Source organism: Clostridium tunisiense TJ, from assembly GCF_000300195.1.
Classification (GTDB): domain Bacteria; phylum Bacillota; class Clostridia; order Clostridiales; family Clostridiaceae; genus Clostridium_J; species Clostridium_J tunisiense.
This window is the reverse complement of record NZ_AMQH01000013.1, coordinates 60,924-86,966: the sequence shown is the minus strand read 5'-3', so window position 1 is coordinate 86,966 and position 26,043 is coordinate 60,924. Positions and strand designations below refer to the sequence as shown.

Genomic DNA, 26,043 nt, shown 5'->3' with positions numbered 1-26,043 from the left:
CACAATTATATATGTATAGTGAAAATTATTCTATATTTACAGGAAATTATTTTACAAATATGAAAACCTTTTCAGTACAAAGAAAAGATGTGGATATATTATTATAAGAAAATTAGAAGCAATTACTTTTAAAGCACCTAGTGATGAAGTTAAAGAAAAATAAGATAAGGCAGTCCCTCTATGAGGGAGCTGCCTTATCTTGTTTATGCCAACAATTCACTAGGCAATTAAAATGCTCTGGATAGTCAAGGGCATTTGACGTCAAAAGAACGTCAAAAATTATTTTCTATTTGCTTCATTTTAATTCTACATAAAAATTATTTAAATTCTTATAAATGGCTTAAATTATGGTTTGTAGGAATATATTATAGAAAATATCTAATACTTACTATATAATATTTATATAGTAAAATTATGCAAAATGTTAGGAGTGTTATTATGAACAGTGAAAGTAAAGAATTGTCAATGAATGATTTTATAGATGATATTGATAAATCATTTAAGCCAGTGAAAACTGGTGATATACTAAAAGGCAAGATAATATCTAAGCATGATGATGGAATAATAGTTAATATAAATTATATGTATGATGGATTAATTCCAAGAAATGAAATAGCTATTGATAATGATGTTAAGATACATGAAGAATTTATAATAGGTGAAGATATAGATGTGTATGTATTAAAGAATAATGATGGTGAAGGACATGTATTGCTTTCAAAAAAAATTGCAGATAGTATTGTGATTTGGGATGAACTACAAGAAATATATAAAACCTCATCTATATTGAATGTTAAAGTTAGTGAAGTGGTTAAAGGTGGAGTAATAGGTTATTTTAAAGGTGTTAGAACTTTTATTCCTGCATCTCAATTATCTCTTAATTTCGTGAAAAATTTAAATGATTTTATTGGACAAAATCTAGAGGTTAAGATAATTGAATTAGATAAGGAAAAAAAGAAGGTTGTAGTATCTAGAAGAATTATCGAAGAAGAAAACAGAAAAGTAAAGGAAGAAAAGCTTTGGAATTCTTTGAAGATTGGAGAACTAAGAAGAGGAAAAGTAGTAAGATTAATGAGTTTTGGTGCTTTTGTGGACTTAGGCGGACTTCAGGGATTAATACATTTAAGAGATTTATCTTGGAGAAGAGTTTTAAAACCAGAAGAGGTGGTTTCTATTGGTGAAGAAGTAGAAGTTTATGTTTTATCTTTAGATAAGGAGAATAAAAAATTAGGATTATCATTAAAAGCTACAGTAGAGGATCCTTGGAATAGCGTAAATGAAAGTCTTAAGGTTGGAAATATCATTGAAGGTACTGTTAAGAAATTAGTTAATTTTGGGGCTTTTGTTGAGTTAATACCTGGCATTGAAGGGCTTGTACATTTAAATGAAATATCAGAAGAAAATATACTTAAGCCTGAAGATAAGTTACACTTAGGCGATAAAGCAAAGGTGAAAATATTAGAAATAAACAAGGATAGTAAAAGGATTTCCTTGAGCATAAAAGATGCTATAGAAGGAAATAAGGACTTTGAAAAATATAATGAAAGTAATGAAGTAACTCTTGGTGACTTATTTAGTGATAAGCTTAAAGGATTTAAGTTTGACTAAAATAATTATATTGAAGAATTATGATGAATATGTAAATAACTCAAAAATTTACTCTAACTCCAATTTACATCATGTTATATAACTTTTACTTAGTATCAAATGTGAGGTTCTGTAGAAACTATAAATGTAATAAATTTAAGGAGGTCATAATCATGGCAAAAGCAGGAATGAGAAGACCAGACCCAGAACAACCTCATGGTACAGAAAGTAATAAGAAACAACATTTTGATAAAAATCAATTTCATCCCGTGCCAGAAATTCAGGGAAAAGCAAAAGCGGGACATGAAAAAGCTAATCCAATAAAATATGATGGAAAATGGTAAAGGAGGAGTAGAACATGACAAAAGATAGTCAACCAGACAATAAAAAAGCACGCATGGAAAAATGCAATTATCAAACTCCAATAACAGAGGAAAACCATCAAAAAAATAAGAATGCAAAAAGACAATCAATAAAAAATAATGATGTCTAATATTTACAAAGCTCTGCAATAAAATGTTGCAGAGTTTTATTTTTCTGAAAAAGTGGTGAAGTATAAAAAATATGGAGTAGGTATTTATACTGTATTAAGTACTATTAGTTAATACAGACGAGGAAGAAAATAATGATCCATGTTAAAATTAAGAGGGAATATAAAAATTATCAGAATTAGTGGAATTTTATATAGATTCTGGTATAATCTGATATGTAAAGGGGGAATTATTCTTGAAGAGAAAAATCAAAAAAAATGATTTAATTTGGGGCATTGGACTATTACTAATTATTTTTATTTTAACTAATCCATATACTCATAAGTTGTTTTTAACGGCAACAAAAATCCATCCATATATTACAGGATTTTTTAAAGTTGGAATTTTAGCTACTATGGGAGAATTACTAGCTTTGAGAATCGTTAAGGGTGACTATGAAAAACCTATAGGTATGGGGTATCGCTTTACAATTTGGGGAATTATTGGCATGGCTTTTGCTCTAGTATTTGCATTATTTGCAGGTGGAATAGAGGCAGTAATGAAACAAGGGCTTTTACCTCTAGGCAAAGAAGGAACTTTAGGCAGTAAAATTTTATTAGCATTTTTTACCAGTGCTTTTATGAATTTAATATTTGCACCTACTTTTATGGCCTTCCATAGAATTACAGACACTTATATTGATTTAGGCAAAGGGAAATTTAAGAGTATTTTAAATGTAAGGCTAACTGATGTAGTTAAGGAAATTGATTGGTACGGTTATATTAATTTTGTAGTATGTAAGACAATACCTGTATTTTGGATACCAGCTCATACAGTTACATTTTTGTTACCCAGTGAGTATAGGGTTTTAACAGCAGCGTTACTTTCTATTGTTTTAGGTGCAATTCTAGCCTCATCTAAAGCAAAAGCTAGTTTGAAAGCTACAGAAATTACCGCTTAATATTAATAAACAATAAAGAACTTATATTGAATATTAATTTATAATTAGTATTAGACAAGTAACCTTTAGTTTAAAAGGTATAAATATTTAGAGTATAAACATTCGATGTAAAAAGGCATTCTACTAAAATTTTAATAGAATGCCTTTTTCATTTTGTTAAATTCATTTTTAAAGAGAATAAAGGCACAAGCTTATATGAATGCATAAGTTACTCTTGAAACTAGTTACTTAAATTATGTAGTTAATAGATTTTTCGCCGAATAAAGCTGAGATGTTTTCCTTGAAAAAATTCTTATAATAATTTAATTCTTCGTCTTTATATATATATTTTCCATATCCAAATTGTCCAAATTTAAATTTTCTTAACTCTTCTTCCATTGGAAGACTAGTTTTAGGAAAAATACTTATAATATTTTCTTTAGCTCTTTTTGTAAATCTATGTGATATTACTTCAAATATAACTTCGGTACCTATAGAGGTATGAATTGCATTCAATACATTTAGGTAATCTCGTTCCCAACCATCATATATAAACACTGGAGCAATGATAAAACCCAAGGGGTAGCCACTATTTTTGACTTTAACAGCTGCGGCTAATCTTTCTTCAAAGCTAGGAGTTTTATGTTCATAGGAGCTTATAACTTTATCTGTATTAACGCTAAATCTTATAGTTGTTCTTCCATTATGATTTAAATCGAGTAAAGTATCCACCTCTGTAAATTTAGTTACGAATCTAAAAAGTCCATTTTCTTCTCTCCCAAAGAACTCAATGGCACTCTTTAAGGCTCCGCTATAAGGCTCTATAGGAATTGGATCAGAAGTGGCAGCCCCTTCAAAAATAGTAATTTCAGGACTTCTTTCTATTATATACTCTTTAGCTTTTGAGAGTATTTCATCTGTATTAACATGAATTTTAGTATATGGCTTTTTCCCCATTTGAGTATTTAGATAACAATATTCACACATGCCCATACAGCCACTAACCAAAGGAAGTTGAAAGTGAGCTGATGGCTTACAAGATTCAAATTTTAGAGTTTTTCTGATACCTATCACTAGAGTATTTTTACCTTCTCCGTACATATCCTGATGAGTTTTTCCAGGAATTCCTGTTATTCTTCCAGTGGAAGAATATTTAATATCTATTTTTTTATTTTCAAATAGTTTTAATAATTCTTTACCTTTTTCATATTTTAAGGCATCCTGTTCAAAAATCACACGCTTTGGTACAAACATAAAATCACCTCAAAGTTATTTTTACAATTTATAAAAAATAAATACTAAGATTATTGTAAAAATTTGAGTAAATAATTTTATACCTTAAAATGAGAAAAAACATATATTGTTATTATATAATATATTAGCTAATATGCCGAACATAGAAATTCAAAGATAAAAAGGATATTTAATGACTACTATGATTAAAAATCACTATGGACACAGTTCGTTTGAGTTTACTAGTTTGAGAGATACTCTAATTATTATTTATTACTTTATAGGGTGAGTTTTATGAGTTATGGAGAAATTATAGTTAGATTATTGGTATCAGTACTAATTGGGGGCCTCATTGGATATGAAAGGGAATATAAACAAAGACCAGCAGGACTTAGGACCCATGTATTAGTTTGTGTTGGAGCGGCAGTAGTATCTATGATACAGATATCTATTGGTCAATTGGTAATTAGCCAAGTTTCAATAGATCCATACTTAAGAGAAGTCTTTAAAATAGATTATGGTAGATTGGGAGCTCAAGTTATTACTGGAGTAGGTTTTCTAGGAGCAGGAACTATTATCCACCTTAAGGGTTCTGTTAAAGGATTAACTACTGCTGCAACAATTTGGACTGTAGCATGCATAGGTCTTGCTGTAGGACTTGGTTTTTATTTTTTATCTATTGCTTCAGCACTTATCATATTTTTTACATTAATAATATTTAAAAAACTTGAAGGAAAGCTAATTTATAAGAAAAAAAGTCTTAAGCTTCACGTAGAATTTTCAAATGGAGTTGTGGGAAATAAGGAATTATGTAAGTTTTTCGAAAAAGAATCTATTGATATACTGGATGTATCAATGGTTGTGAAAAACAATGAGAATAAAAATTTTGAGTTTGAGTACTCTATTAATGTGCCAGCTGCATTAACCAACTCTTCTTTAATAAGTAGCCTTAGTTTAATAAAAGAAATCAATTTCTGTAAATTACTTTAAGCTAAGATGGAGTGTTAAGTTAGTTTCAAATATTTAGTATTAAGATTAAAAAATATAAGATTTAGAATACAAGTGATATTTTATATTTTCTAGGAGCAGGGTTAAACTAAATAAAGTAATCAATTAGTTTAGAAATTCGACTATAAGATATATTAGCTAAAAGGAATAAAATATTCTAAAATAGCCCTTGCATAACAATTTGATATTTGGAAATACTAATATGGAATTTAACAAAGGAGAGAAATTTATGGAATATGTCAGTTTTATAGTACTAATACTAGCGCTTTATCTTATAGTAATTATATTAAAAAGACTAGAGGATAAAGAGAGGAAAGTGCTTACAATTGAGGAATTTGAGCATTTAATTATATGGAGAAATGATCCATATAGGAAGGTTAATCCTCCAGAAAAACTAGAAAGCATTATAGAAAAAATAAAAATGGGTGAAATAGTTGAAGTGAAAAATAAAAGAGTATATAGGAATATTTTAAAAATCACAACAAGAAATATAAAATTTAACAACTTAATACTTGTTGACAATAAAAAATAATTTATTTCATATCCTAAGATTTATGAAATGAAAAATAATTAACTTCTTACTTAATTTAGATTAAAGCTAAACTAAGTAAGAAGTTTTCTTTCATTATATACATATTATTGCATATAATGTATAATTATGGTAATGTATTCATTTTAAATTTTGGGGGGATTATTATGGAACTTATAAAGGTAGAGGAAGCTGTTGGCATGGTTATTGGACATGATTTGACAAAAATAGTTCCTGGAGAATTCAAGGGAATAGCATTTAAAAAAGGGCATATCATTACTGAGAGTGATATTGAAGAGTTGAAGAATATAGGCAAAAATCATATTTATGTAATTAACTTGTCTAAGGGACTATTACATGAAGATGAGTGTGCTTTAAAAATTGGACAAGCTGTGGTCAATGGTAGTTCAGGGGTCTATTTTGATGGACCCAGTGAAGGGAAGGTAAATATAAGAGCAGAAAAGAAAGGAATACTTAAAATAAATTTGCAGGCCCTAGAAGAAATCAATGATATAGATAATATAATATTAAGTACTCTTCATAATAATACCCAAGTAGAAAAAGGGGATATTATAGCAGGAACTAAAATAATCCCTCTGGTTATTGAAGAAAAATATATAAAAATTATAGAAGATATATGTGCTAGTACAGAAAATGTTATTAGTGTAAAAAGTTTTGAAAATTTAAACATTGGAATAATAATTACTGGTACCGAAGTTTTTGAAGGAAGAATTAAAGACAAGTTTGAAGCTGTAATTAAGAATAAGTTGAATAAGTTTCCTTGTCACATTCTAGAGACTGTTTTTGTACCTGATGATATGAATAAAATAACACAAGCTATTAATAGTTTTATTATCAAGGGTACAGATGTTATAATTACCTCTGGGGGTATGTCTGTAGATCCAGATGATGTTACTCCTACAGCAATCAAATATTGTAGTACGGAGGTTATTTCCTATGGTTCACCAGTGCTTCCAGGAGCAATGTTTATGTTAGCATACTCGAATAATACTGCTATCATGGGATTACCTGCTTGCGGCATGTTTAATAAAACCACAGTATTTGATTTAATACTACCTAGGGTTATGGCAAGAGATAAGATAAGCAGAAGAGAAATTAACAAACTCGCACATGGAGGTTTATGCTTAAAGTGTGATCAGTGTAAATACCCAATATGCCCATTTGGTAAATAATGAAATTAACAACTTTGGCAAACTTAAAACTTGAAGGTTCTTGTTAACAACAGCATTCATTAATTGAAAGGAGAAATACAAATAGAGTATTCTAATGCCCTACTATGAAATAATAAACAATTTATTCTACAATAATTGATTCCATATAGTGGTAGTGATATAATATCTTCAGGTGATATAGATTTGACTAAATAAAAGTTCTATATAAAATATTGCATTAAGCATTACTACTTTAATATATCTTTAGTATTAAAATTACAATTCAATTTACTAAGGGGTTAGATGGAGGTATATTAATGAAAATTCTAATAACTAGTGACACATATTCGCCTATGGTTAATGGCGTAGTAACTTCTACGATGAACTTATATAATGAATTAAGAAAACAAGGACATGATGTAAGAATTCTGACTCTTTCAAGTAATGGGAAGTCTTATATTAATGATAATGTATACTTTCTAAAATCCATTGCTATAAAAGTTTATCCAGGGGCCCGAATTGGTGCCACAATTAAAGATACGTTAATAAAAGATATAATACAGTGGAAGCCTGATATAGTACATTCACAAACTGAATTTACTACTTTGATATATGCAAGATATATTGTTAAAAAGCTTTCAATTCCACATGTTCATACATATCATACTATGTATGAGGATTACTTAAAATATTTGTTTAAAGGAAAATTGATTACTAAGGAAAATTTAAGAAAAATAGTAAAGCGAATCTTAAATAAGGTTGATTTAGTTATTACTCCAACTATTAAAGTTAAAGAAACACTTATAAGTTATGGAGTATATACTCACATTTCAGTAGTTCCTACTGGTATCGATTTATCAAGATTTATGGTGGATTTACTAGATGCTGAAAAAGAAAAATTAAAGGAAAAACTCCATATACAGAAGGAAGATAAAGTTATTGTATATGTAGGTAGAATTGGAGAAGAAAAAAATATTGAAGAAGTAATTAACAACTTTGCTGAACTTGTTAAAGTAGATCAAAAGGTAAAACTCGTAATTGTAGGAGGAGGACCTTATTTAGAAATATTAAGAAAAGTAGCTTTAGAAAATAAGGTGGATGACAAAATCATTTTTACTGGCATGATAGGTCCAACTGATATTTATAAATATTATAAAGTGGGAGATGTATTTGTAACAGCATCAACTAGTGAAACTCAAGGGTTAACTTATATCGAAGCATTAAGTTGTGGTGTGCCAGTACTATGTAAATATGATCAATGTATCGATAATGTGATAATTAATGATCATAATGGATTTGCCTACAATACAAAGGATGAGTTTGTTGAAGAAGCCTTAAAGATACTCAATGATGCAGCATATAGAAATGAATTAAGTCAAAACGCAATAAGTAAGGCAAAAGAGTTTTCTAAAGAGGTATTTGGGAATAAAATTTGCAAACAATATGAAATGGTCCAAGTATTAAAGGTTCCATTAACAAAATAATTATAAGGTGAATTTATGAATAGTAAGTTTGAAAATATTTCAATATTTCAACTAGATGAACATAGTGAGAAAAGTGAAAATGATAAAAATAAAACAAATTTGTTGAATGTTCCATTAGCACAAAGGTTAAAGCCTAGTTTTTTAGAGGATTATGTTGGTCAAGAACATATACTATCCGAAGAAAAACTACTTTATAGAGCAATAAAAAGTGACAGATTAACTTCTATAATTCTATATGGCCCACCAGGAACAGGTAAAACCAGTCTAGCTCAAGTTATTGCTAAGACTACCAAGTCTAATTTTATAGAGCTAAATGCAGTAACTAGTGGATTGAAGGACTTAAGGGAAGTAATTGATGTGGCTTCAACCAATTTAATAATGAAAGCAGAAAAAACTATTGTGTTTATAGATGAGATCCATAGATTTAATAAAAGCCAACAAGATGCCCTTTTACCTCATGTGGAAAAAGGAACTATAATTTTAATAGGCGCGACTACGGAAAATCCTTTTTTTGAAGTCAATAAGGCACTATTATCAAGATCAATGATGTTTAAACTTGAGCCTCTAAGTGAAAATAATATTAAGAAAATAATTTACAACGCATTAAATGACAAGAAGCTCGGATATGGAAACATAAAGATAAACCTATCAGAGGAGGCATTGAGTTTTATTTGCGAAAACTCAAACGGCGATGCAAGGCGGGCGTTGAATGCCTTGGAATTAGGAGTTTTAACTACTTCAAAAAATAGTAAGGGTATAATAAACATAGATTTAAAAATTATTGAAGAATGTATGCAAAAGAAGTACATAACCTATGATAAAAATGGGGATTCTCACTATGATGTAATCTCTGCCTTTATAAAAAGCATGAGAGGTAGCGATGCTGATGCGGCAATTCACTATTTAGCTAGAATGCTTTATGCAGGTGAAGAGCCAGAATTTATTGCCAGAAGGGTGCTTATAGCTGCTTCAGAAGATGTAGGTAACGCAGATCCATATGCGCTTTTAATAGCAAATGCAGCTTTAAATGCAGTGAAAACTCTTGGTATGCCTGAGGCCAGGATAACTTTAGCTCAAGCTGTAACTTATATAAGCACTGCTCCAAAAAGTAATGCTTCATATGTAGCAATTAATAAAGCACTTGAGGATGTTGAAAAGAAAAAAATAGCACAAGTACCAATTCATTTAAGAGATAAGAGTTACAATGGCTCTAGTAGTCTTGGTAATGGAGTTGATTATAAATACCCACATAGCTTTCAGGAACATTATGTAAAGCAGCAGTATATGCCTGAAGAATTAATTGATACAGTATACTATAACCCAACAGGGTTAGGCTATGAAAAGAGAATAAAAGAAAGAATAACTAATTTAAATAAAGTTAAATAAGCAAAAAATGACTGACTTTTTCTGTTAGTCATTTTTACTTATATACATTAGAAAATTGTTTTATAACATAAATATCATAATTGTAGGAGGATATCATGACAATTAAACTTTATTATAATAATCCATACATAACTGAATTTACAAGTGAAATTATTGATAGTAAAAAACACCAAAATAAATATCATATTGTTTTAAAAGAAACTGCATTTTACCCTGAAGGTGGAGGACAGCCTTGTGATTTAGGAGAAATTAACGGAAGTAAGGTAGAGTATGTTTATGAAGAAAATAATACTATTTATCATGTGTTGGACGAAAATGTAGATAGGACCATTGTTTCATGTAAAGTTAATTTTCAAAGAAGATTTGATCATATGCAGCAACATAGTGGTGAACATTTATTATCTGCTGCCTTCTTTAAGCTATATGGTGGAAAAAATATAGGTTTTCATTTAGGACAAGATTACGTCACTATTGATATTTCCTTGCCTAGCATAACAAAAGAAATGATTAAAGAAGTAGAAAATTTCTGCAGCGAAGTAATATTAAAGGATATACCAGTAAAATGTTCAGTAGTAAGTAAAGAAGAATTAAATTTAATTCCTATTAGGAAAGAAACTACAGTTACAGAGGATATACGAATTGTTGAGATAGAAAGCACTGATTATAGTGCATGTTGTGGTACCCATGTAAATACAACAGCAGAAATAGGAATGTTGAAAATTATAAAAGTAGAAAAATATAAAGGAAATTCAAGGATATATTTCAAGTGCGGGTCCCGTGCGTTAAATGATTATGCAAAAAAACATGAAATTATTTCAGAATTGGTTAAACTATTATCCTCTGATGAGGATAACATAATCTCACAAGTAGATTCAATGATAAAAACTATTAAAGAAAAGAGTAGAACCATAAGTGATTTAAAATCAAAGTTTTGTGAACTACACGTTAAGGATATATTATTAAATTTTTCAGGTAATATTTATATAAAAGTATATGAAGAGAAATCCTTTGAAGAAGTTAGTGAAATAGGAAAATTATTAGGAGAAAACAATGTAGATGCACTCATAGCTACAACTGTGGACAATAATATTCTTTTATTGGCAAATCATGATAATTCCATAGATTGCGGAAAAGTTTTCAAAGAGCATATTAAAACCTTTAATGGAAAGGGTGGTGGCAGTAAAAGCCGTGCTCAAGGGAGTTTCAGTAATTCAGGAGATCTTTTAAGTTTCTATAATTTTATTAGTAAAGAAATCAATAATATTTAGAAACTATAAATATTATTAGTGAAATATGCACATCTTATAACTGTATAAATACTATAGGAGGGATAATATGAACCATAGTGAATTTATAACAGTTTATAATGATGCAGGCAAAAGGATAGAATTAGAACTTATTGATGTGGTAAAATTAGGTTCCAATGAATATGTAATAGCTGGTCCAAAGGATTCCAATGAAGCTTATGCTTATAAGGCTGTAAAAAGAAGCGCTACAGAAGTAGAATATATGTCTATTGGTGCTGGTGCAGAATTTAATAGAGTTTTAGAAAAATTCAATTCTCAAGGAGACTAGTACTTACAATATGAAAGGGAGGTAATTTTATGGCAACTAGAGAAGAAGCTAAAGCAGCAAACAATAAGGATTTTTTAAAAAAAGGTATGAAAAGTGAAGGACAAGTAAGCAAAAACCAATTTGTATCTACAATTGAAGAACCTGAACTCAACAAATCAGTAGAATATACTCGCAGAGATGGTTATAAAGTTTAAAAAAAATAGGGTTTGCTAATTTTAGCAAACCCTATTTTACATTTTCCAGAGATTTTCCTTGAAAAATTTAAAGCATCTTCTTATACTAATATATACATAGATTATTTAAATGTTATAGAATAATCTATGTGTTAAAATTTCTAGCTTTAGTACTAGTAATTAAATTACATACAATTTTACTAATTTTATCTTAAATATGAGGAGTTAAACTACCATGGAGTTTTATAAAAGCTGCTTAAAGAAAATTGGACAAGGAGGATATTGGGATATGATAGTTATTGATGGAGTTGTTGGAGTAGGAAAAAGTACTCTTATGAATATTTTACAAGAAGAGGGCTATGTTCCTTTTGAAGAACCAGTAGTTGATAATCCAATATTAGAGAAGTTTTATTATGACAGAGAAAGATATAGTTTTCCACTACAAATATTTTTCTTGAACAAACGATTTAAAAATATTAAAGATGCTTCAAAAATAAAAAATGCTGTTATGGACAGGAGCATTTATGGAGATATTATATTTGCAAAGATGTTAAAAGATGCAGGAGAAATGTCAAATGAAGAATTTGACTTATACATGGAGCTTTTCGAAAATATGATAGAACATTGTAAGGCACCCAAGCTCCTAGTTTATCTAGAAATAGGTGTAGACGAGGCCATGAAAAGAATAAATAAAAGAGGAAGAGAATATGAGAAAATAGTTGAACGAGAATACTGGGAAAAGCTTAATGATAATTATAAAGATTACTTTGAACAGTATAATATTTCCCCAATACTTAAGATTAATGTTGATAATATGGATTTTGAAAATAATCCAGTACATAGGAAAGAGTTATTAAATTCAATACATAATAAAATCAAGGAAATTAACATATTAGGAGAAATAATTGCTTAAAAGGAATGATTTATACGGAAAATATTAAGGGAAAAATTGCATTACCGAAGGACGTAAGATTAATTATAGATACCTTACAGTTTAAAGGGTTTGAAGCATTTGCAGTAGGTGGATGCATTAGAGATAGTCTTATGGGTAAAACCCCTAGTGATTGGGATATTACAACAAGTGCAAAACCACAACAGGTAAGAACCTTATTTGTAGATTTAGGTTACAAAGTAGTTGATACCGGTATTAAACACGGAACAGTAACAATCTTAATACAAGAAAATAGCTATGAGGTTACAACTTATAGAATCGAAGGAGAATATTTAGATAGTAGGCATCCAAGTGAAGTATTTTTTACAAATAAGTTGAAAGATGACTTAGGAAGAAGAGACTTTACAATAAATGCTATGGCTTATAATGATGAACAAGGTCTGAAGGATTATTTTAACGGCTTGAAGGATATGGAACAAAAAAGTATAAAAACTGTAGGAAATGCAGAACATAGGTTTAAGGAAGATGCCTTAAGAATATTAAGAGCTGTAAGATTTTCAACAATACTTAATTATTCTATAGATGAACAGGTTGAAGATGCAATAATCAATTCTAGTAGAGCCCTAAAAAATATTAGTGTGGAAAGAGTAAGAGATGAATTTATAAAAATTATATTATCAAACAGGCCAGCTTATGGAATGCAGAAATTGTGCGATTTAAAACTTATAGATTTCATTATCCCTGAAATAGATGAAATAATAAACATAAAGAAAAACGAAAAAAATTATAGTAGTATATTTAAACAGGGTTTTCTCATGCTAGATTCATTAGAAGGTAGTTTACCTTTAAGACTTAGTGCAATAATTTATACCTTCATCCATATTAATTATAATTACCTGAATAGAGATATCAGACATGATGCCACAAATGCTGAGACAATTGCTAGAATAATTCTTAAGGGACTAAAATTTGATAATTTAACCATAAGAAATACTTGTGTCTTATTAAAATATTGCAATATTAATTTTGAAGTACATTCAGAAGAATCTATAAAAAAATTCATTACCCAAGTTGGAGAAAAAAATTTGCATGAGTTATTTACTTTAATCTTTGCGAATATAAAGTTTGGTTTATCAAATAATATTTCCTATAACAATGTAGTAGTTTTAAAAAATAAATGTGAAGAAATTCTTAAAAAAGGTGAACCATTGTATATTAAAGATTTAGCCATAGATGGTAATGATTTAATAACTATTGGACTTCCAAAAGGAAAAATTTTAGGAGAAGTTTTAAATTACTTATTAAGTTGTGTACTTAGAGATAAAGAAAACAATAAAAGGGAATTATTAATAGAACTTGCAAAGAAATATTGTAATTTAGCAGGCTATCAACTATAATTAATATAGTTTTTAATTTAAGCAAATAATGGAAGGAGAGATTGGCATGGATGATAGACATATTATTACATTAACAGATCCTGATACTAATGAAAAGGTTGAGCTTGAAATTGTGGAGGAACTTGTTGTTAATGGCGAAAATTATGCTCTTTTGGCACCATTAGATAATGATGATGAAGCTTTTGTTTACAAAATTTCTGGTGAAGGAACAGATGCATCTTACGAAATGGTTGAAGATGAGGATGAATTTAACATGGTAGTAGAGGAGTACGACAGACTATTTGATGATGAAATGGATAATTAAATTTCCAGATAAAAATTTAAAGATTAAATTAAAATAAGTATAAACTTTAATAATTAAGCTAGTAAGAAGTTATTTCTTACTAGCTTAATTATTTTGTGTGAGAATTCTCCTACATAAATGTTTAAATTTTATAAATTTACCTATACTATCTATGAATGGATTGTAAAGGAGAGAGTGAGATGGGACCAAAAAAACTTAACCCAATGGATTTTCCTAAGGCATTGCCACCACAGCATCAAAATAAGCAACCAGGTATTGAGGTAGAAATGAATCCAAGACCAATTTTTGAAGATACAAACTGCGTAGGTTCAAGCAAACTAGTTGATAAGGTTGCAGTAATTACGGGGGGCGATAGCGGTATAGGAAGAGCTGTAGCTGTAGCTTATGCTAAAGAAGGTGCTAACATAGTAATAATGTATCTTGATGAACATGCGGATGCCAATGAAACTAAAACTATTGTTGAAAATTATGGTGGAAAATGCATGTTGATTTCAGGAGATATTGGCGATGAGAAGTTTTGTAACGAAGCTATAGAGAAAGTAATGAGTGAGTTTAAAGATATTCATATTCTTGTTAATAATGCAGCTGAGCAACACCCACAAGATTCACTTGTGGAAATTTCCAGCGAACAATTAATTAGAACCTTCAAGACAAATATTTTTGGAACCTTTTATATGACAAAAGCAGCTTTAAAACATATGAAAAGTGGTAGCTGTATAATAAATACGACTTCTGTTACTGCTTATGAAGGGCATAAAACCCTAATAGACTATTCATGTACAAAGGGAGCCTTAGTAACCTTTACTAGATCACTCCATTTGAATTTAGTGGATAAAAACATAAGAGTAAATGCTGTAGCTCCTGGACCAATTTGGACTCCATTGATTCCTGCAAGCTTTTCGGCTGAGGAAGTGGGACAATTCGGAAGTACAGCACCAATGAAAAGACCAGGCCAGCCAGTAGAATTAGCAGGTGCTTATGTATTCCTAGCTAGTGAAGATTCTTCATATATTTCAGGGCAAGTTATTCATATAAATGGAGGAATAATGGTAAGCAGTTAATTGCTTAAAACTAAATTTATTGAGACGGGAAAAGAATAGAGTTAATGCTATATAAGATGTTATCTGCAGAGTAAATAGCAGATATGTATTTTCAATAAAAAAAGACCCCCATTTTAATTCAATGAAGGTCTTTTTTATTAAGCTGATATTGATTTATCTTTTGAAACTGATTTCTTTTTTAGTCTAACTTCAGGCTCTCTTGGTAATCCAAACTTAGGTATAAGTCTATCTAGACCAGTTAACGTAAGTATTAATATAGAAAATACAGCAACATATGCCATAAAGTTATATTTAATAATATCTAGTGCAACAAACTGATGTAATGGATAAACAGAAGTTGCGATACCTACATAGAACCCTATATAAACATGCCATGGAATTAATTGAGATCCAAATACTCCAAGAGCATCTGAGAAAGTTGCGTTTCTTAAACGAAGCTTGTACATTGCCTCTTCGCTACCTTCAACATTTTCTTCAACAAGTTCTTTTATGATTGGTCCAACAGTAACTATTTGAGCCATTTCATCTGCTAAGGCAGCATTACCAACTAATGATAAGGCACCGTTCCAGAACATAAGTTGTCTTACATTTCTAGATATTCTTAACACTAGATTTGATAAAGGCTTGAAGGCATTAATTTTTGACATGATTCCCCCAAAGGCTCCAACCCACATCATCATTACAATTACCCACGATCCAGCGTCAGAGAAGCCTGTTTTCATCATATCAAGGAATGCTTGTGTTGATTCAACAGTTCCTGCAAAGGAGCCTAGAATAATTGATGATGCAATACCAATACCTAAGCAAGCAAGAGTTGAGACTCCCTTAATTGCAAAGCCTATAACAAGTAAAAGAGGAATAATCATATAAATAGGAACTCCATTTTTTACTTGATTAAGAAGCTGAACTGCAGAGGGTCTTGCTGCCTCAAGTGGTCCCCAGACCTCCTGTGGAATAGCTTCGATAGCTTTAGCAGCTGTAGAAGCTTCAGTTGGTAGTCCCATTACATTACTTACTACAAAGAATATAATAGCTGTAACAACTAAGCATGATAAAGACCAAAAGCCTTGATGTCTAATTCTATGAATAACTTCAACTTTTTGAATTCCAGAGCTAACAACAGTTGTATCTGATATTAGTCCAATATTATCTCCAAAACATGCTCCACCTGCGATAGCAGCAGTAGTTAGTAAAATATTTCCTCCAACTATATGATTTAACCATAGAAAAATTGGAGCACAAGCGGCAAAGGTTCCCCAAGAGGTTCCAGTTGCAATTGATAGTACAGATGTTACTAAGAAACCTACAACTGCAACAGTTCTTGCAGTTAGTCCAAGTGATAAGGATACGTTAACTATAGCTGCACCAACACCAGTTGCCATAAAGGATTCTGCCATTGCATAAGCAAACATAAGAATGAAGAAAACTAACTGTAGATGTTTTACGTTATCTACTGCTGCGTCAACAATATCATTGAGCTTTAGTTTTTCTGTTAAGGCTGCAATAATAGCTGCATATATAGTTGCTATTGGTGCAGCAACTAGTGCATCTACATCGGCCATCATTAGTCCTGCCATTAAAAAGACAGGGGAAATTTTTAGTAATGCGATCATAAGTATGATACCCCCCATTAAATTTGATAAAACGTTTTCTTAAGAAATGACAACATTTTAACAAATTTATTAATTTTATATTAATTATAACTAGTTTATAAAAAAAATTCAACATGTTTTGAAAAATCTGATAAATTTTTTTTATAATTTTCTAAATAAACATAATAGAATTAAAATTTATTAAATACTGTGATTAGTTACGTTAATGAAAACTAAACAAATAATTAATCTGGAAATTTGATTATAGATATTATTTTAAATCTAATTATTAAATCTAACTCTAAGAGCTATATAAAAATAGGAGGGGACAAATTAGGTTAAAAAAATAGGAGATATATGATGAATATCAGAGCAGAAATAGAAAAAAAGAGTAGGATAAATAAATATCATACTCTTTTCAAATAGTAAACTTAAAATAACTATTAATATCCAGATGTAGAGTTTGCTAAACCTTCAACAATTGCAATAGAAGAACTAGCACCGATTCTATTTGCACCAGCTTCGATTACTGAAACTACGTCTTCTTTAGTTCTAACCCCACCAGAAGCTTTAACTCCCATATTTGGGCCTACAGTTTCTCTCATTAGTTTAATATCTTCTACTGTTGCACCACCAGTACTAAATCCTGTAGAAGTCTTTACAAAGTCAGCACCAGCTTCTTGAGATAGCTGACAAGCTTTTATCTTTTCTTCATTTGTTAATAAGCAAGTTTCTAAAATAACTTTAACAATTGCTTTTCCTTTTGCTGTATCAACAACTTCTTTTATATCATTTAAAACTAATTCATAGTTTTTGTCTTTCAATGCACCAATATTAATTACCATATCTATTTCATTTGCACCTAACTCAATAGCTCTTGCTGTTTCAAAAGCTTTAGATTTAGTTTCCATGGCACCAAGAGGGAAACCAACAACAGTACAAACTAAAACGCCGCTATCTTTTAATTCATCAGCTACTAGTTTTGTGTAACAGGAGTTAACACACACAGATTTAAATTTGTACTCTTTAGCTTCAGTACAGATTTGTATTACTGCATCCTTTGAAGCATCAGGTTTAAGTATAGTATGATCAATCATTGAAGCAATGTTCATATTAAAACCTCCAATTTTTACTTATAGATTTTTCATATACTACATGAGTATACATATAAGTGGTAAAAATGTCAAATGCGAGAAGAAGAGTAATATTTAATAAGATAGTACTCTTCTTCTGATAATTTTTATGATCTATAATTTGTCATTATTTTTAGCATCTTTAAATTAAAGTCAGCAGTGTTTTTTCTCTTGCTAATAATTCCACCTATTTTAAAGGCAATAACCATAGCTAACATAGACAATATACCTGAGTACAACTCATATTTAGATACATTTAAAGAGTTAAGTACAAATAGGCTTCCAAGCAAGATAATTATTGTGAAGACTGTAGGGAATATATAAGCCCAAAAGTTCATTTTTGACAAGGCTTTATCTTCTAAGGAAACAACTACAGAATCACCAATTTTAGCATTTTCAGTATTTTTAACATCTAAAATTACAGTATCTACGGGGCAACCGGATTTACAGCCAGAACAGCCACCACCACAGCCGGTTTTTTTAACAAAAGCTATTTTTGCTATATCGCCATTAATTGATTTAACTATACCACTTTGTTCCATATTATCACCTCAAAATAAATTTAGAAGACCTAGACGGTCTTCTAAATTATATCATAATTAATTCAAGTATTAAACTGATGTACTCTCTGAAGCAAACTTAACAGCGTTAAGGTCCTCAGATGATCTTAAGTCTTCTATAGTTTTCTTTGGACATTTACCTACGCAAATGCCACAATTTACACATTTACTATAGTCAATTACAGGAAGATTGTTGGTCATTGTGATGGCTTGTTCTGGACAATTTTTAACACATAATCCGCAAGTAATACAACCTACTCCACAAGTGTCCATAACTTCTTTTCCTTTATTCTTAGAGTTACATTGAATTCTAACCCTTGAATTTACTGGAGTAATTTCTATTAATCCTTTTGGACATGCATTGATGCAAGCACCGCAAGATGTACATTTTTCTTCATTTACTCTAGCAACTCCATCAACAATTTCTAGTGCATCAAACAGACAAACTTTAACACAAGATCCTAATCCTAAACACCCAAATTCACAGGCTTTAGAACCACCACCAGGATTAATTACAGCTTGATTGCAGTCCATAATACCTTGATAAGTATATTTTTCTTTTGCTATAGTACATGTACCTTTACATTTTACGTAAGCAGCGGTAGGGTCGCTTATTTCAGTAACAACACCTAGTATATTTGAAATTTTTTCTACTGCCACAGCTCCACCAGGAGTACATTTATTAGGTTTGGCAGTACCGTTTACTACTGCTTCAGCATAAGCATCGCATCCAGCAAAGCCACATCCACCACAATTAGCCCCAGGCAGTGCTTCTCTTACAAGAGGAATTCTCTCATCTACGTCTACTTTAAATTTATCGTTTGCATATCCTAATAGTAAACCAAAAACTATTCCTAGTCCACCTAAGCTTACCACTGGTGCAATCAAATTAGTCAATTCCATTATGGCACCCCCTTAAATTAATCCGCTGAATCCAAAGAATGCTATAGCCATAAGTCCTGCTGTAATTAGAGAAATAGGTAATCCTCTAAATGCTTCTGGCATATTTGTATTATCTTCCATTCTTTCTCTTAATCCAGCAAGTAAAACTATTGCTAGCATATAGCCTAAGGCAGCTCCTAAAGAGTTTGCGATACCTTGAGCTAAGTTAAAACCTTTGTCCATATTTATTACAGCAACCCCTAGTACCGCACAGTTTGTAGTTATAAGAGGTAAGAATATTCCAAGGGCTCTGTAAAGTCCTGGATTAGTTTTCTTTATAACGATTTCAACAAACTGAACAAGAGCAGCTATAACAAGAATAAATGCTAATGTTGATAGGTACTGAAGATTTAATGGGATTAATATAAATACATTAACTATATATGTCATTATAGTTGCAAGAACCATAACAAAGGTAACAGCGAAACCCATCCCTTTTGCTGTCTCAGTTTTCTGAGAAACTCCAAGGAAGGAACAAATACCTAAAAATTTAGCCAAAACGAAGTTGTTGACTAATAGAGCACTTAAAAAAATACTAATTAATTCCAAAATTGTTCACCTCTTTATTTAGTGGTTTTAGCTGCTTTAGCTTTGTTTATTTTAAATTGGTTTAAGCAAGCTAGTAGTATGCCTAAAGTGATAAATGCTCCTGGAGCAAGAATCATTATAATAGATGGTTCATAGGAAGTAGGAAGAACCTGAATTCCATAAAAAGTTCCATTTCCTAAAATTTCTCTAAAAGTTGCTAAAATTGTTAATGCCAGTGTAAATCCAAGGCCCATACCTATAGCATCAAAGATAGATGGTAAAACACCATTTTTAGAAGCATAAGCTTCAGCTCTACCTAGAATAACACAGTTAACAACTATAAGTGGTATAAATATACCAAGTGCTTTATATAAAGCTGGTAAATAACCTTGTACCAAAAATTGAATCAATGTAACAAAGGCAGCAATAACTGTTATATAAGCTGGTATTCTAATTTTATCAGGTATAAATTTTCTAAGTAAAGAAATAACAGCATTTGAGCCTATAAGAACAGCAGTGGCTGCGAGTCCCATTCCAATTGCATTTTGAACACTTGAAGTTACTGCAAGTGTAGGGCACATTGCAAGAACTTGAATGAATACTGGATTTTCTTCAATCAAGCCTTTTTTCATTCTTTCACCAAACACACTCATGGTTACTTAGCTCCTTTCAACTGATCGTTATAAAATTTAATTGCAGAATTAACTCCACTAGTTACTGCTTTAGAAGTAATAGTAGAACCTGTCATAGCTTGTATGTCGCTTCCAACTGTTAATTCCTTTTCAGCAGACTTCCCTTTAAATTGATCTTTAAACTTAGGCTTTTCTGCATTTGATCCTAAGCCAGGAGTTTCGGTATGAGCTAATATTTTAACTCCTTCAACTTTTCCTTCAGTTGAAATACCTATCATCATTGTAATTGGTCCACCATATCCACTAGATTTTACTGTAAATAAGTAACCTGAAAGTTGTCCGTTTTTATTTCCTTCATAAATTGATGATATATTTGAATCAGATGAGAAATTCTTTTCAGATTTTTTAAAATCAGTTGCTGCTGGTAAGAGCTCCTTCATTGCTATGGATTGTTCTTCTTTAGCTTTAGCTTCAATGGGACCTTTAGTTATTTCATATGCATAACCTAAAAGTAACCCAGCAATTCCAGCGATTACAAGCAATTTAATTCCTAACTTTAAATTTTCTTTCATTATTTTCCACCCCCGAATACACGCGGATTTGTAAACTTATCAATGAATGGTACAAATAAGTTCATAATTAATATTGAGTAAGAAACTCCTTCAGCATAACCACCATATAAACGAATTAAGGTAGTTAAAATACCACAACTTATACCAAATACTAAATGACCTGTTTTAGTCATCGGAGAAGTTGTATAATCTGTAGCCATATAAAAAGCTCCAAGAATTAATCCACCTAGGAAGATTTCATATAAACCATTACCTGACATTAATCCTTGTCTACCAAGTAAAGTAGTAAGAACAAATACAGTTCCTATATAACTAACTGGTATATGCCAAGATATAACTTTCTTATATAGAAGGTAAGCAGCACCAATTAATAATGCTAAAGCTGAAGTTTCGCCAATACAACCTCCAATATTTCCTACGAATACATCGAATATGTTTGGAAGAGCAGCGGCACCATTACCTCTTAGGATTCCAAGGGGAGTAGCTCCTGTAGTACCATCTAAAGTCCATGTAGTCATTCTCACAGGGTAAGCAGCAAGTAAAAAAGCTCTTGCAGCTAAAGCTGGGTTAACAATGTTTTGCCCAATTCCACCATAGAAGCATTTAACTACAATAATTGCGAATGCACTACCTAATGCCACCATCCATAGTGGAATAGTAGGTGGTACGTTAAATGCTAGCAATAATCCTGTTACTACTGCACTCAAATCTTTTATCAAAATAGGTCTCTTAGTTATTTTTTGAAAAGCATATTCAGATAAAACTGCTGAACCAACAGCGGTTAAAATTACTAATAGTGCATTAAGCCCAAAAAAGTAAATTCCTGCAATTGCAGCCGGAAGTAGTGCGATTAATACATCTCTCATTACTGTGGAAACAGTATCTTTAGACTTTATATGAGGAGACGTCGATACGGTATATAATCTCTCTGACATTCTATTCACCTCTATTATTTCTTTTTCTTACTTAAGACTCTTCTTTTACCTTCACGACAGGTTTGAGTTAAGTGACGTTTTGCAGGACACACAAATGTACAACATCCACATTCGATACAGTCCACGCCATGATATTCTTCGAAGGTATCATAGTCACCTTTAAGAACCATTGCATTTAGCTTAGATGGTATTAAGAACATTGGACAGGCATCTATGCACTTTCCACATCTTATACAGCTACTTTCCGGTTCTATATCCCATTCTTTTTGAGATAGGCATAATACTCCAGAACTTCCCTTTATTGCAGGAGTATCTAAAGAGAATAGAGCAGTACCCATTAGTGGGCCACCAGAGATTACCTTTGATGGATCGGTAACAAAACCATCGCAAGTTTCTACTAACTCTTTTAATGATGTTCCAAGTTTTACTCTTAGATTTTTAGGTGTATTTATAGCCCCACCTGTAACAGTAATAACTCTTTCGGTTAAAGGTTTTCCAAGTACTACTGCATTTCTAATGGCATGAACGGTAGCTACGTTTTGCACAATACATCCAACATGAGCAGGTAATTTTCCAGATGGAACTTCACGCTTTGTTGTTGCGTATATTAATTGTTTTTCAGCACCTTGAGGGTACTTGGTTTTTAATGCTACAACTTCAACATTATTTAAGCTACTAATTGCTCTGTTCATAGCATCAATTGCATCTTTTTTATTGTTTTCAATCCCTACATATATTTTAGTGTTTGGAAACATATGTAAAAGGATTTTTAAACCTTCAGCAATTTCATCAGAATTTTCAAGCATTAATCTATGGTCGCATGTAAGGTAAGGTTCACACTCTGCGGCGTTAATAATAATGCTATCAATACTGCAATCTGCAGCAGGGGAAAGCTTTACATGAGTTGGAAAACATGCACCACCAAGTCCAACTATACCAGCTTCTTTAATGATTTCTAAAAGTTGTTCCTTCGACAAATTTTGAAAATCCTTATTAGGTTTATAATCTGATTCTTCATAAAGGTGATCGTTTTCTACAATAATTGACATCACCTTTGTGCCGTTTGAATGAAGAACCGGCGCCACGTTTTTAACTACGCCTGAAACACTTGAATGAATAGGAGAAGAAACAAATCCAGTTGCTTGTCCTATTTTTTGCCCAACAAGAACCTTGTCGCCCTTTTTTACTAAAGGCTCACAAGGAGCTCCAATATGCTGAGACATGGGGAAAACTAAATCTCCTTTTGGAAGATAGCTTTCAATTGATTTACTTTCAGAAAAATGTTTTCCATGAGGCGGATGAATTCCTCTTTTGAAAGTTAAAAGTCCCATAATGACCCTCCATTTCGCAATAAGTTTTAATACTTTTTTAAATAAGTTATAAAATACAACTTTAAATTATTATAACTCGAAATACCTTTAGGTGCAATAAGTATGTATTTTTATCCATAATTAGTTAGTATGTTAAATAATTTAGGTTTTTGATATTGATTTTTAAATTATTACCTGATATATTAAATATAAAGATTAGTTTATAAAATAAGCAAATGTGTATAAGGAGTTAGGTATGACAAATAGAGAAGAGGAAGTTTTATATCTAATTAAAAACAATCCATTAATTTCACAAAATGAACTTGCAAAATTACTAGGCATAACTAGGTCGTCAGTTGGTGTGCATATAACTAATTTAATTAAAAAAGGATATATTAATGGAAGAGGTTATATAATTAATGAGGAAAATTTTGTTTCTATTATTGGGGGAGCCAATATGGATATCTTAGGATTCTCCAATGATAATTTAAGAACTAATGATTCTAATCCGGGAAAAATTAAAGTTTCTCTCGGAGGGGTTGGAAGAAATATAGGTGAAAACCTAGTTAGATTAGGTGTTAATACAAAGCTAATAACAGTTTTAGGTGATGATTTATATGGAAATAAAATTGTTGATGAGAGTAGGATATTAGGTCTTAACTTAGATAATAGTTTACAGTTAGAAGGTTATGCTACTTCTGTGTATATGTCTATTTTAGACAATAATGGTGATATGCAAGTGGCTATTTCTCAAATGGATATATTTGATAATATGTCTATTGAATTTATTAAGCAGAAAAAAAATGTGGTTGAAAGTTCAAAGATATGTGTAATAGATACTAATATTCCTAAGGATGTACTTGAGTATGTTGTTACAAATTTTAAGAACACTAAATTCTTCTTGGACACTGTTTCTGCAACAAAAAGTATTAAAGCAAAAGACGTTATTGGGAAATTTCACACTATAAAACCAAATAAGCTAGAAGCAGAAATACTCTCAGGAATTTCTATAAAAAATGAAAAAGATGTTGAGAAAGCATCACAATATTTCCTAAATGAAGGGGTTAAAAATGTATTTATAAGCCTTGGTGAAAAAGGCATCTATTATTCCAATGGTGTTACTAAAGGATATTTGAGAAGTCCTAAAGTTAAGGTTGTCAATGCAAATGGAGCAGGAGACTCTTTCTTAGCAGGTGTCATTTATAGCACCTTAAGAAATGAATCAATTTATGAGGCTGCGAAATTTGGAGTTGGATGTTCACTATTAACAATATGTCATGAAAACACTATAAATCCAAATATATGTATTGAAAGTGTAAATAAAAAATTAAAGGAGACTGGATTATGTTAAAAAATTATTTAGATATTAATGTGGAAGTTGAAAAAGCTATAATGGAAGGGAAGCCAGTAGTGGCTCTAGAGTCAACAATTATTTCTCATGGTATGCCATATCCAAGAAACGTAGAGACAGCTCTTAAAGTAGAAAGTATTATTAGAGAAAATGGAGCAATACCTGCAACTATAGCTATAATAAATGGAAGATTGAAGGTAGGCTTATCAGAAGAAGAAATAGAATTTTTAGGTAAAGAGAAGAATGTTATAAAAACTAGTAGAAGAGATATTCCTTTTATAGTTGCTAATAAATTAAATGGTGCTACAACCGTTGCATCAACAATGATAATTGCAGCATTAGCCGGAATCAAAGTTTTTGCCACAGGTGGTATTGGTGGAGTTCATAGAGGTGCTACAGAAACCTTTGACATCTCTGCAGATTTAGAAGAGTTATCTATGACAAATGTAGCTGTTGTATGTGCAGGAGCAAAATCCATATTAGATATTGGATTAACTTTAGAATATTTAGAAACAAAAGGGGTGCCAGTAGTAGGGTTTAATACTGATGAGTTGCCAGCTTTTTATACAAGAAAGTCAGGCTTCAAGGTTGATTATAGAGTGGATACTGAAGCTAATCTTGCAAAAGCACTTAAAGCTAAATGGGATTTAGGTTTAAATGGTGGAGTGGTAGTTGCCAATCCAATACCTGAAAAGTATGCAATGGATTTTGATGTAATAACTAATGCAATAACTAATGCAGTAAAGGAAGCAGAGGAAAAAGGTATTAAAGGTAAAGAAAGTACTCCTTTCCTTTTATCAAAAGTTAAAGAGATAACTAAAGGTGAAAGTTTAGAGTCTAATATTCAATTAGTTTATAATAATGCAGTGGTTGGCGCTAGGCTTGCTGTAGAATTAAGTAAATTAAGCTAAAGATCTAATTAATACTAATGTATTAGGGTAAAGTCAATAAGATAAGAGGCAAACTTAGGCCTCTTATTTTATTGCTTATTTATAAACCCATTAAGTATTAATATGAATCCTATAATTATCAATAATATTGGAATCAAAGTTTTAAAGCTAATTATGGGGAAATACCTTTCATATATAGGGAATAAAAAGATAAATATAGAAGTCAGTATTAGGAGCAGTACAATAGATAAAATATAATCATGATTACTTCCAAAAATATAGTAGTTTAAAAGTCCTAGGCTCAGGGATAGAAAAAATATAGATATATGGGAAGAAAAGTAATAAAACTCCCTATATATATTTATTGTGTACATTAATCCATACACA

28 protein-coding genes are annotated in these 26,043 nt (G+C 30.8%); 18 read left to right on the top strand and 10 right to left on the bottom strand.

Annotated elements, in window-relative coordinates; genetic code table 11:
- Positions 1-438 precede the first annotated feature (438 nt).
- From rpsA to C661_RS0115035, 4 genes are all read left to right on the top strand, one after another.
- On the top strand, positions 439-1,608 hold the full coding sequence (gene rpsA / locus C661_RS0115055; RefSeq protein ID WP_017416174.1) for a 30S ribosomal protein S1: 1,170 nt from the start codon (positions 439-441) through the stop codon (positions 1,606-1,608).
- Positions 1,609-1,760: 152 nt separating this feature from the next.
- Positions 1,761-1,931: a hypothetical protein gene (locus C661_RS24010; protein ID WP_017416173.1), complete on the top strand. Its 171-nt coding sequence runs from the start codon at positions 1,761-1,763 to the stop codon at positions 1,929-1,931.
- Between the two features lie 14 nt (positions 1,932-1,945).
- Positions 1,946-2,080, top strand: a complete 135-nt coding sequence (locus C661_RS24440; protein WP_017416172.1) for a hypothetical protein — start codon at positions 1,946-1,948, stop codon at positions 2,078-2,080.
- A gap of 233 nt (positions 2,081-2,313) precedes the next feature.
- On the top strand, positions 2,314-3,018 hold the full coding sequence (locus tag C661_RS0115035; RefSeq protein ID WP_017416170.1) for a hypothetical protein: 705 nt from the start codon (positions 2,314-2,316) through the stop codon (positions 3,016-3,018).
- A 228-nt stretch (positions 3,019-3,246) separates the two neighbouring features.
- Here the strand turns inward: C661_RS0115035 and splB are convergent, their stop codons facing one another.
- Complete coding sequence (gene splB, locus C661_RS0115030) at positions 3,247-4,251, bottom strand: spore photoproduct lyase (RefSeq protein ID WP_017416169.1); 1,005 nt, start codon at positions 4,249-4,251, stop codon at positions 3,247-3,249.
- A gap of 273 nt (positions 4,252-4,524) precedes the next feature.
- Here splB and C661_RS0115025 point away from each other — a divergent pair, with 273 nt between their 5' ends.
- From C661_RS0115025 to C661_RS0114970, 12 genes are all read left to right on the top strand, one after another.
- Positions 4,525-5,220, top strand: coding sequence for an MgtC/SapB family protein (locus C661_RS0115025; RefSeq protein ID WP_017416168.1), 696 nt, complete (start codon positions 4,525-4,527; stop codon positions 5,218-5,220).
- A 247-nt stretch (positions 5,221-5,467) separates the two neighbouring features.
- On the top strand, positions 5,468-5,770 hold the full coding sequence (locus C661_RS0115020; RefSeq protein WP_017416167.1) for a hypothetical protein: 303 nt from the start codon (positions 5,468-5,470) through the stop codon (positions 5,768-5,770).
- 164 nt (positions 5,771-5,934) lie between these two features.
- Positions 5,935-6,960: a molybdopterin-binding protein gene (locus C661_RS0115015; protein WP_017416166.1), complete on the top strand. Its 1,026-nt coding sequence runs from the start codon at positions 5,935-5,937 to the stop codon at positions 6,958-6,960.
- A 296-nt stretch (positions 6,961-7,256) separates the two neighbouring features.
- Positions 7,257-8,423 (top strand): glycosyltransferase family 4 protein, encoded by a 1,167-nt coding sequence (locus tag C661_RS0115010; RefSeq protein WP_017416165.1) that lies wholly within the window; start codon positions 7,257-7,259, stop codon positions 8,421-8,423.
- Positions 8,424-8,438: 15 nt separating this feature from the next.
- Positions 8,439-9,809, top strand: a complete 1,371-nt coding sequence (locus C661_RS22070; RefSeq protein ID WP_017416164.1) for a replication-associated recombination protein A — start codon at positions 8,439-8,441, stop codon at positions 9,807-9,809.
- 95 nt (positions 9,810-9,904) lie between these two features.
- On the top strand, positions 9,905-11,077 hold the full coding sequence (locus C661_RS0115000) for an alanyl-tRNA editing protein (protein ID WP_017416163.1): 1,173 nt from the start codon (positions 9,905-9,907) through the stop codon (positions 11,075-11,077).
- A 67-nt stretch (positions 11,078-11,144) separates the two neighbouring features.
- The gene (locus C661_RS0114995; RefSeq protein ID WP_017416162.1) at positions 11,145-11,384 is read left to right on the top strand and encodes a DUF1292 domain-containing protein; all 240 of its coding nucleotides are present in this window, start codon (positions 11,145-11,147) and stop codon (positions 11,382-11,384) included.
- 29 nt (positions 11,385-11,413) lie between these two features.
- Positions 11,414-11,578, top strand: a complete 165-nt coding sequence (locus C661_RS23715; protein ID WP_017416161.1) for a hypothetical protein — start codon at positions 11,414-11,416, stop codon at positions 11,576-11,578.
- Positions 11,579-11,792: 214 nt separating this feature from the next.
- Positions 11,793-12,470 (top strand): deoxynucleoside kinase, encoded by a 678-nt coding sequence (locus C661_RS0114985; RefSeq protein WP_017416160.1) that lies wholly within the window; start codon positions 11,793-11,795, stop codon positions 12,468-12,470.
- A gap of 5 nt (positions 12,471-12,475) precedes the next feature.
- On the top strand, positions 12,476-13,846 hold the full coding sequence (locus tag C661_RS0114980; protein WP_017416159.1) for a CCA tRNA nucleotidyltransferase: 1,371 nt from the start codon (positions 12,476-12,478) through the stop codon (positions 13,844-13,846).
- 46 nt (positions 13,847-13,892) lie between these two features.
- The gene (locus tag C661_RS0114975) at positions 13,893-14,150 is read left to right on the top strand and encodes a DUF1292 domain-containing protein (protein WP_017416158.1); all 258 of its coding nucleotides are present in this window, start codon (positions 13,893-13,895) and stop codon (positions 14,148-14,150) included.
- Positions 14,151-14,329: 179 nt separating this feature from the next.
- Entirely contained in the window at positions 14,330-15,211 is an 882-nt protein-coding gene (locus tag C661_RS0114970; protein ID WP_017416157.1) for an SDR family oxidoreductase, read from the top strand.
- 137 nt (positions 15,212-15,348) lie between these two features.
- Here the strand turns inward: C661_RS0114970 and C661_RS0114965 are convergent, their stop codons facing one another.
- The 9 genes from C661_RS0114965 to rsxC all read right to left on the bottom strand — a co-directional run bounded on the left by C661_RS0114965 (position 15,349) and on the right by rsxC (position 23,436).
- On the bottom strand, positions 15,349-16,824 hold the full coding sequence (locus C661_RS0114965) for a Na+/H+ antiporter NhaC family protein (RefSeq protein ID WP_017416156.1): 1,476 nt from the start codon (positions 16,822-16,824) through the stop codon (positions 15,349-15,351).
- A 422-nt stretch (positions 16,825-17,246) separates the two neighbouring features.
- Entirely contained in the window at positions 17,247-17,915 is a 669-nt protein-coding gene (deoC, locus tag C661_RS0114960) for a deoxyribose-phosphate aldolase (protein WP_017416155.1), read from the bottom strand.
- A 128-nt stretch (positions 17,916-18,043) separates the two neighbouring features.
- A complete protein-coding gene (locus C661_RS0114955; RefSeq protein WP_017416154.1) occupies positions 18,044-18,478 on the bottom strand; it encodes a SoxR reducing system RseC family protein in 435 nt (144 codons plus the stop codon).
- A gap of 69 nt (positions 18,479-18,547) precedes the next feature.
- The gene (locus C661_RS0114950) at positions 18,548-19,393 is read right to left on the bottom strand and encodes an RnfABCDGE type electron transport complex subunit B (protein WP_026051075.1); all 846 of its coding nucleotides are present in this window, start codon (positions 19,391-19,393) and stop codon (positions 18,548-18,550) included.
- 18 nt (positions 19,394-19,411) lie between these two features.
- Complete coding sequence (gene rsxA, locus C661_RS0114945; RefSeq protein ID WP_017416152.1) at positions 19,412-19,987, bottom strand: electron transport complex subunit RsxA; 576 nt, start codon at positions 19,985-19,987, stop codon at positions 19,412-19,414.
- Between the two features lie 14 nt (positions 19,988-20,001).
- Positions 20,002-20,619, bottom strand: a complete 618-nt coding sequence (rsxE, locus tag C661_RS0114940; RefSeq protein ID WP_017416151.1) for an electron transport complex subunit RsxE — start codon at positions 20,617-20,619, stop codon at positions 20,002-20,004.
- A 2-nt stretch (positions 20,620-20,621) separates the two neighbouring features.
- Positions 20,622-21,170, bottom strand: a complete 549-nt coding sequence (locus C661_RS0114935; RefSeq protein WP_017416150.1) for an RnfABCDGE type electron transport complex subunit G — start codon at positions 21,168-21,170, stop codon at positions 20,622-20,624.
- The gene (locus C661_RS0114930) at positions 21,170-22,105 is read right to left on the bottom strand and encodes an RnfABCDGE type electron transport complex subunit D (protein ID WP_017416149.1); all 936 of its coding nucleotides are present in this window, start codon (positions 22,103-22,105) and stop codon (positions 21,170-21,172) included. Before C661_RS0114930 ends, C661_RS0114935 begins: the two co-directional genes overlap by 1 nt.
- Before the next feature lie 14 nt (positions 22,106-22,119).
- Positions 22,120-23,436, bottom strand: coding sequence for an electron transport complex subunit RsxC (rsxC, locus tag C661_RS0114925; RefSeq protein WP_017416148.1), 1,317 nt, complete (start codon positions 23,434-23,436; stop codon positions 22,120-22,122).
- A 235-nt stretch (positions 23,437-23,671) separates the two neighbouring features.
- Here rsxC and C661_RS0114920 point away from each other — a divergent pair, with 235 nt between their 5' ends.
- Both C661_RS0114920 and C661_RS0114915 read left to right on the top strand, forming a co-directional pair.
- Positions 23,672-24,766 (top strand): PfkB family carbohydrate kinase, encoded by a 1,095-nt coding sequence (locus C661_RS0114920; RefSeq protein WP_017416147.1) that lies wholly within the window; start codon positions 23,672-23,674, stop codon positions 24,764-24,766.
- On the top strand, positions 24,760-25,677 hold the full coding sequence (locus C661_RS0114915; RefSeq protein WP_017416146.1) for a pseudouridine-5'-phosphate glycosidase: 918 nt from the start codon (positions 24,760-24,762) through the stop codon (positions 25,675-25,677). The genes C661_RS0114920 and C661_RS0114915 overlap by 7 nt, the downstream gene beginning before the upstream one ends.
- The last annotated feature ends 366 nt before the right edge of the window (positions 25,678-26,043 follow it).

Bases quoted from the DNA above. Each gene is read 5' to 3' on its own strand.
- C661_RS22070 (WP_017416164.1), top strand. From the start codon at position 8,439: ATGAATAGTAAGTTTGAAAATATTTCAATATTTCAACTAGATGAACAT.
- C661_RS0114920 (WP_017416147.1), top strand. From the start codon at position 23,672: ATGACAAATAGAGAAGAGGAAGTTTTATATCTAATTAAAAACAATCCA.
- C661_RS0114995 (WP_017416162.1), top strand. From the start codon at position 11,145: ATGAACCATAGTGAATTTATAACAGTTTATAATGATGCAGGCAAAAGG.
- C661_RS0115025 (WP_017416168.1), top strand. From the start codon at position 4,525: ATGAGTTATGGAGAAATTATAGTTAGATTATTGGTATCAGTACTAATT.
- C661_RS0114970 (WP_017416157.1), top strand. From the start codon at position 14,330: ATGGGACCAAAAAAACTTAACCCAATGGATTTTCCTAAGGCATTGCCA.
- rsxC (WP_017416148.1), bottom strand. From the start codon at position 23,436: ATGGGACTTTTAACTTTCAAAAGAGGAATTCATCCGCCTCATGGAAAA.
- C661_RS0114985 (WP_017416160.1), top strand. From the start codon at position 11,793: ATGGAGTTTTATAAAAGCTGCTTAAAGAAAATTGGACAAGGAGGATAT.
- splB (WP_017416169.1), bottom strand. From the start codon at position 4,251: ATGTTTGTACCAAAGCGTGTGATTTTTGAACAGGATGCCTTAAAATAT.
- C661_RS0114955 (WP_017416154.1), bottom strand. From the start codon at position 18,478: ATGGAACAAAGTGGTATAGTTAAATCAATTAATGGCGATATAGCAAAA.
- C661_RS0114975 (WP_017416158.1), top strand. From the start codon at position 13,893: ATGGATGATAGACATATTATTACATTAACAGATCCTGATACTAATGAA.
- C661_RS0114980 (WP_017416159.1), top strand. From the start codon at position 12,476: ATGATTTATACGGAAAATATTAAGGGAAAAATTGCATTACCGAAGGAC.
- C661_RS24440 (WP_017416172.1), top strand. From the start codon at position 1,946: ATGACAAAAGATAGTCAACCAGACAATAAAAAAGCACGCATGGAAAAA.
- C661_RS0115000 (WP_017416163.1), top strand. From the start codon at position 9,905: ATGACAATTAAACTTTATTATAATAATCCATACATAACTGAATTTACA.
- rsxE (WP_017416151.1), bottom strand. From the start codon at position 20,619: ATGAGTGTGTTTGGTGAAAGAATGAAAAAAGGCTTGATTGAAGAAAAT.
- C661_RS23715 (WP_017416161.1), top strand. From the start codon at position 11,414: ATGGCAACTAGAGAAGAAGCTAAAGCAGCAAACAATAAGGATTTTTTA.
- C661_RS0115010 (WP_017416165.1), top strand. From the start codon at position 7,257: ATGAAAATTCTAATAACTAGTGACACATATTCGCCTATGGTTAATGGC.
- C661_RS24010 (WP_017416173.1), top strand. From the start codon at position 1,761: ATGGCAAAAGCAGGAATGAGAAGACCAGACCCAGAACAACCTCATGGT.
- C661_RS0115015 (WP_017416166.1), top strand. From the start codon at position 5,935: ATGGAACTTATAAAGGTAGAGGAAGCTGTTGGCATGGTTATTGGACAT.
- deoC (WP_017416155.1), bottom strand. From the start codon at position 17,915: ATGAACATTGCTTCAATGATTGATCATACTATACTTAAACCTGATGCT.
- C661_RS0114930 (WP_017416149.1), bottom strand. From the start codon at position 22,105: ATGTCAGAGAGATTATATACCGTATCGACGTCTCCTCATATAAAGTCT.
- C661_RS0114915 (WP_017416146.1), top strand. From the start codon at position 24,760: ATGTTAAAAAATTATTTAGATATTAATGTGGAAGTTGAAAAAGCTATA.
- C661_RS0114965 (WP_017416156.1), bottom strand. From the start codon at position 16,824: ATGATCGCATTACTAAAAATTTCCCCTGTCTTTTTAATGGCAGGACTA.
- C661_RS0114935 (WP_017416150.1), bottom strand. From the start codon at position 21,170: ATGAAAGAAAATTTAAAGTTAGGAATTAAATTGCTTGTAATCGCTGGA.
- rpsA (WP_017416174.1), top strand. From the start codon at position 439: ATGAACAGTGAAAGTAAAGAATTGTCAATGAATGATTTTATAGATGAT.
- C661_RS0115020 (WP_017416167.1), top strand. From the start codon at position 5,468: ATGGAATATGTCAGTTTTATAGTACTAATACTAGCGCTTTATCTTATA.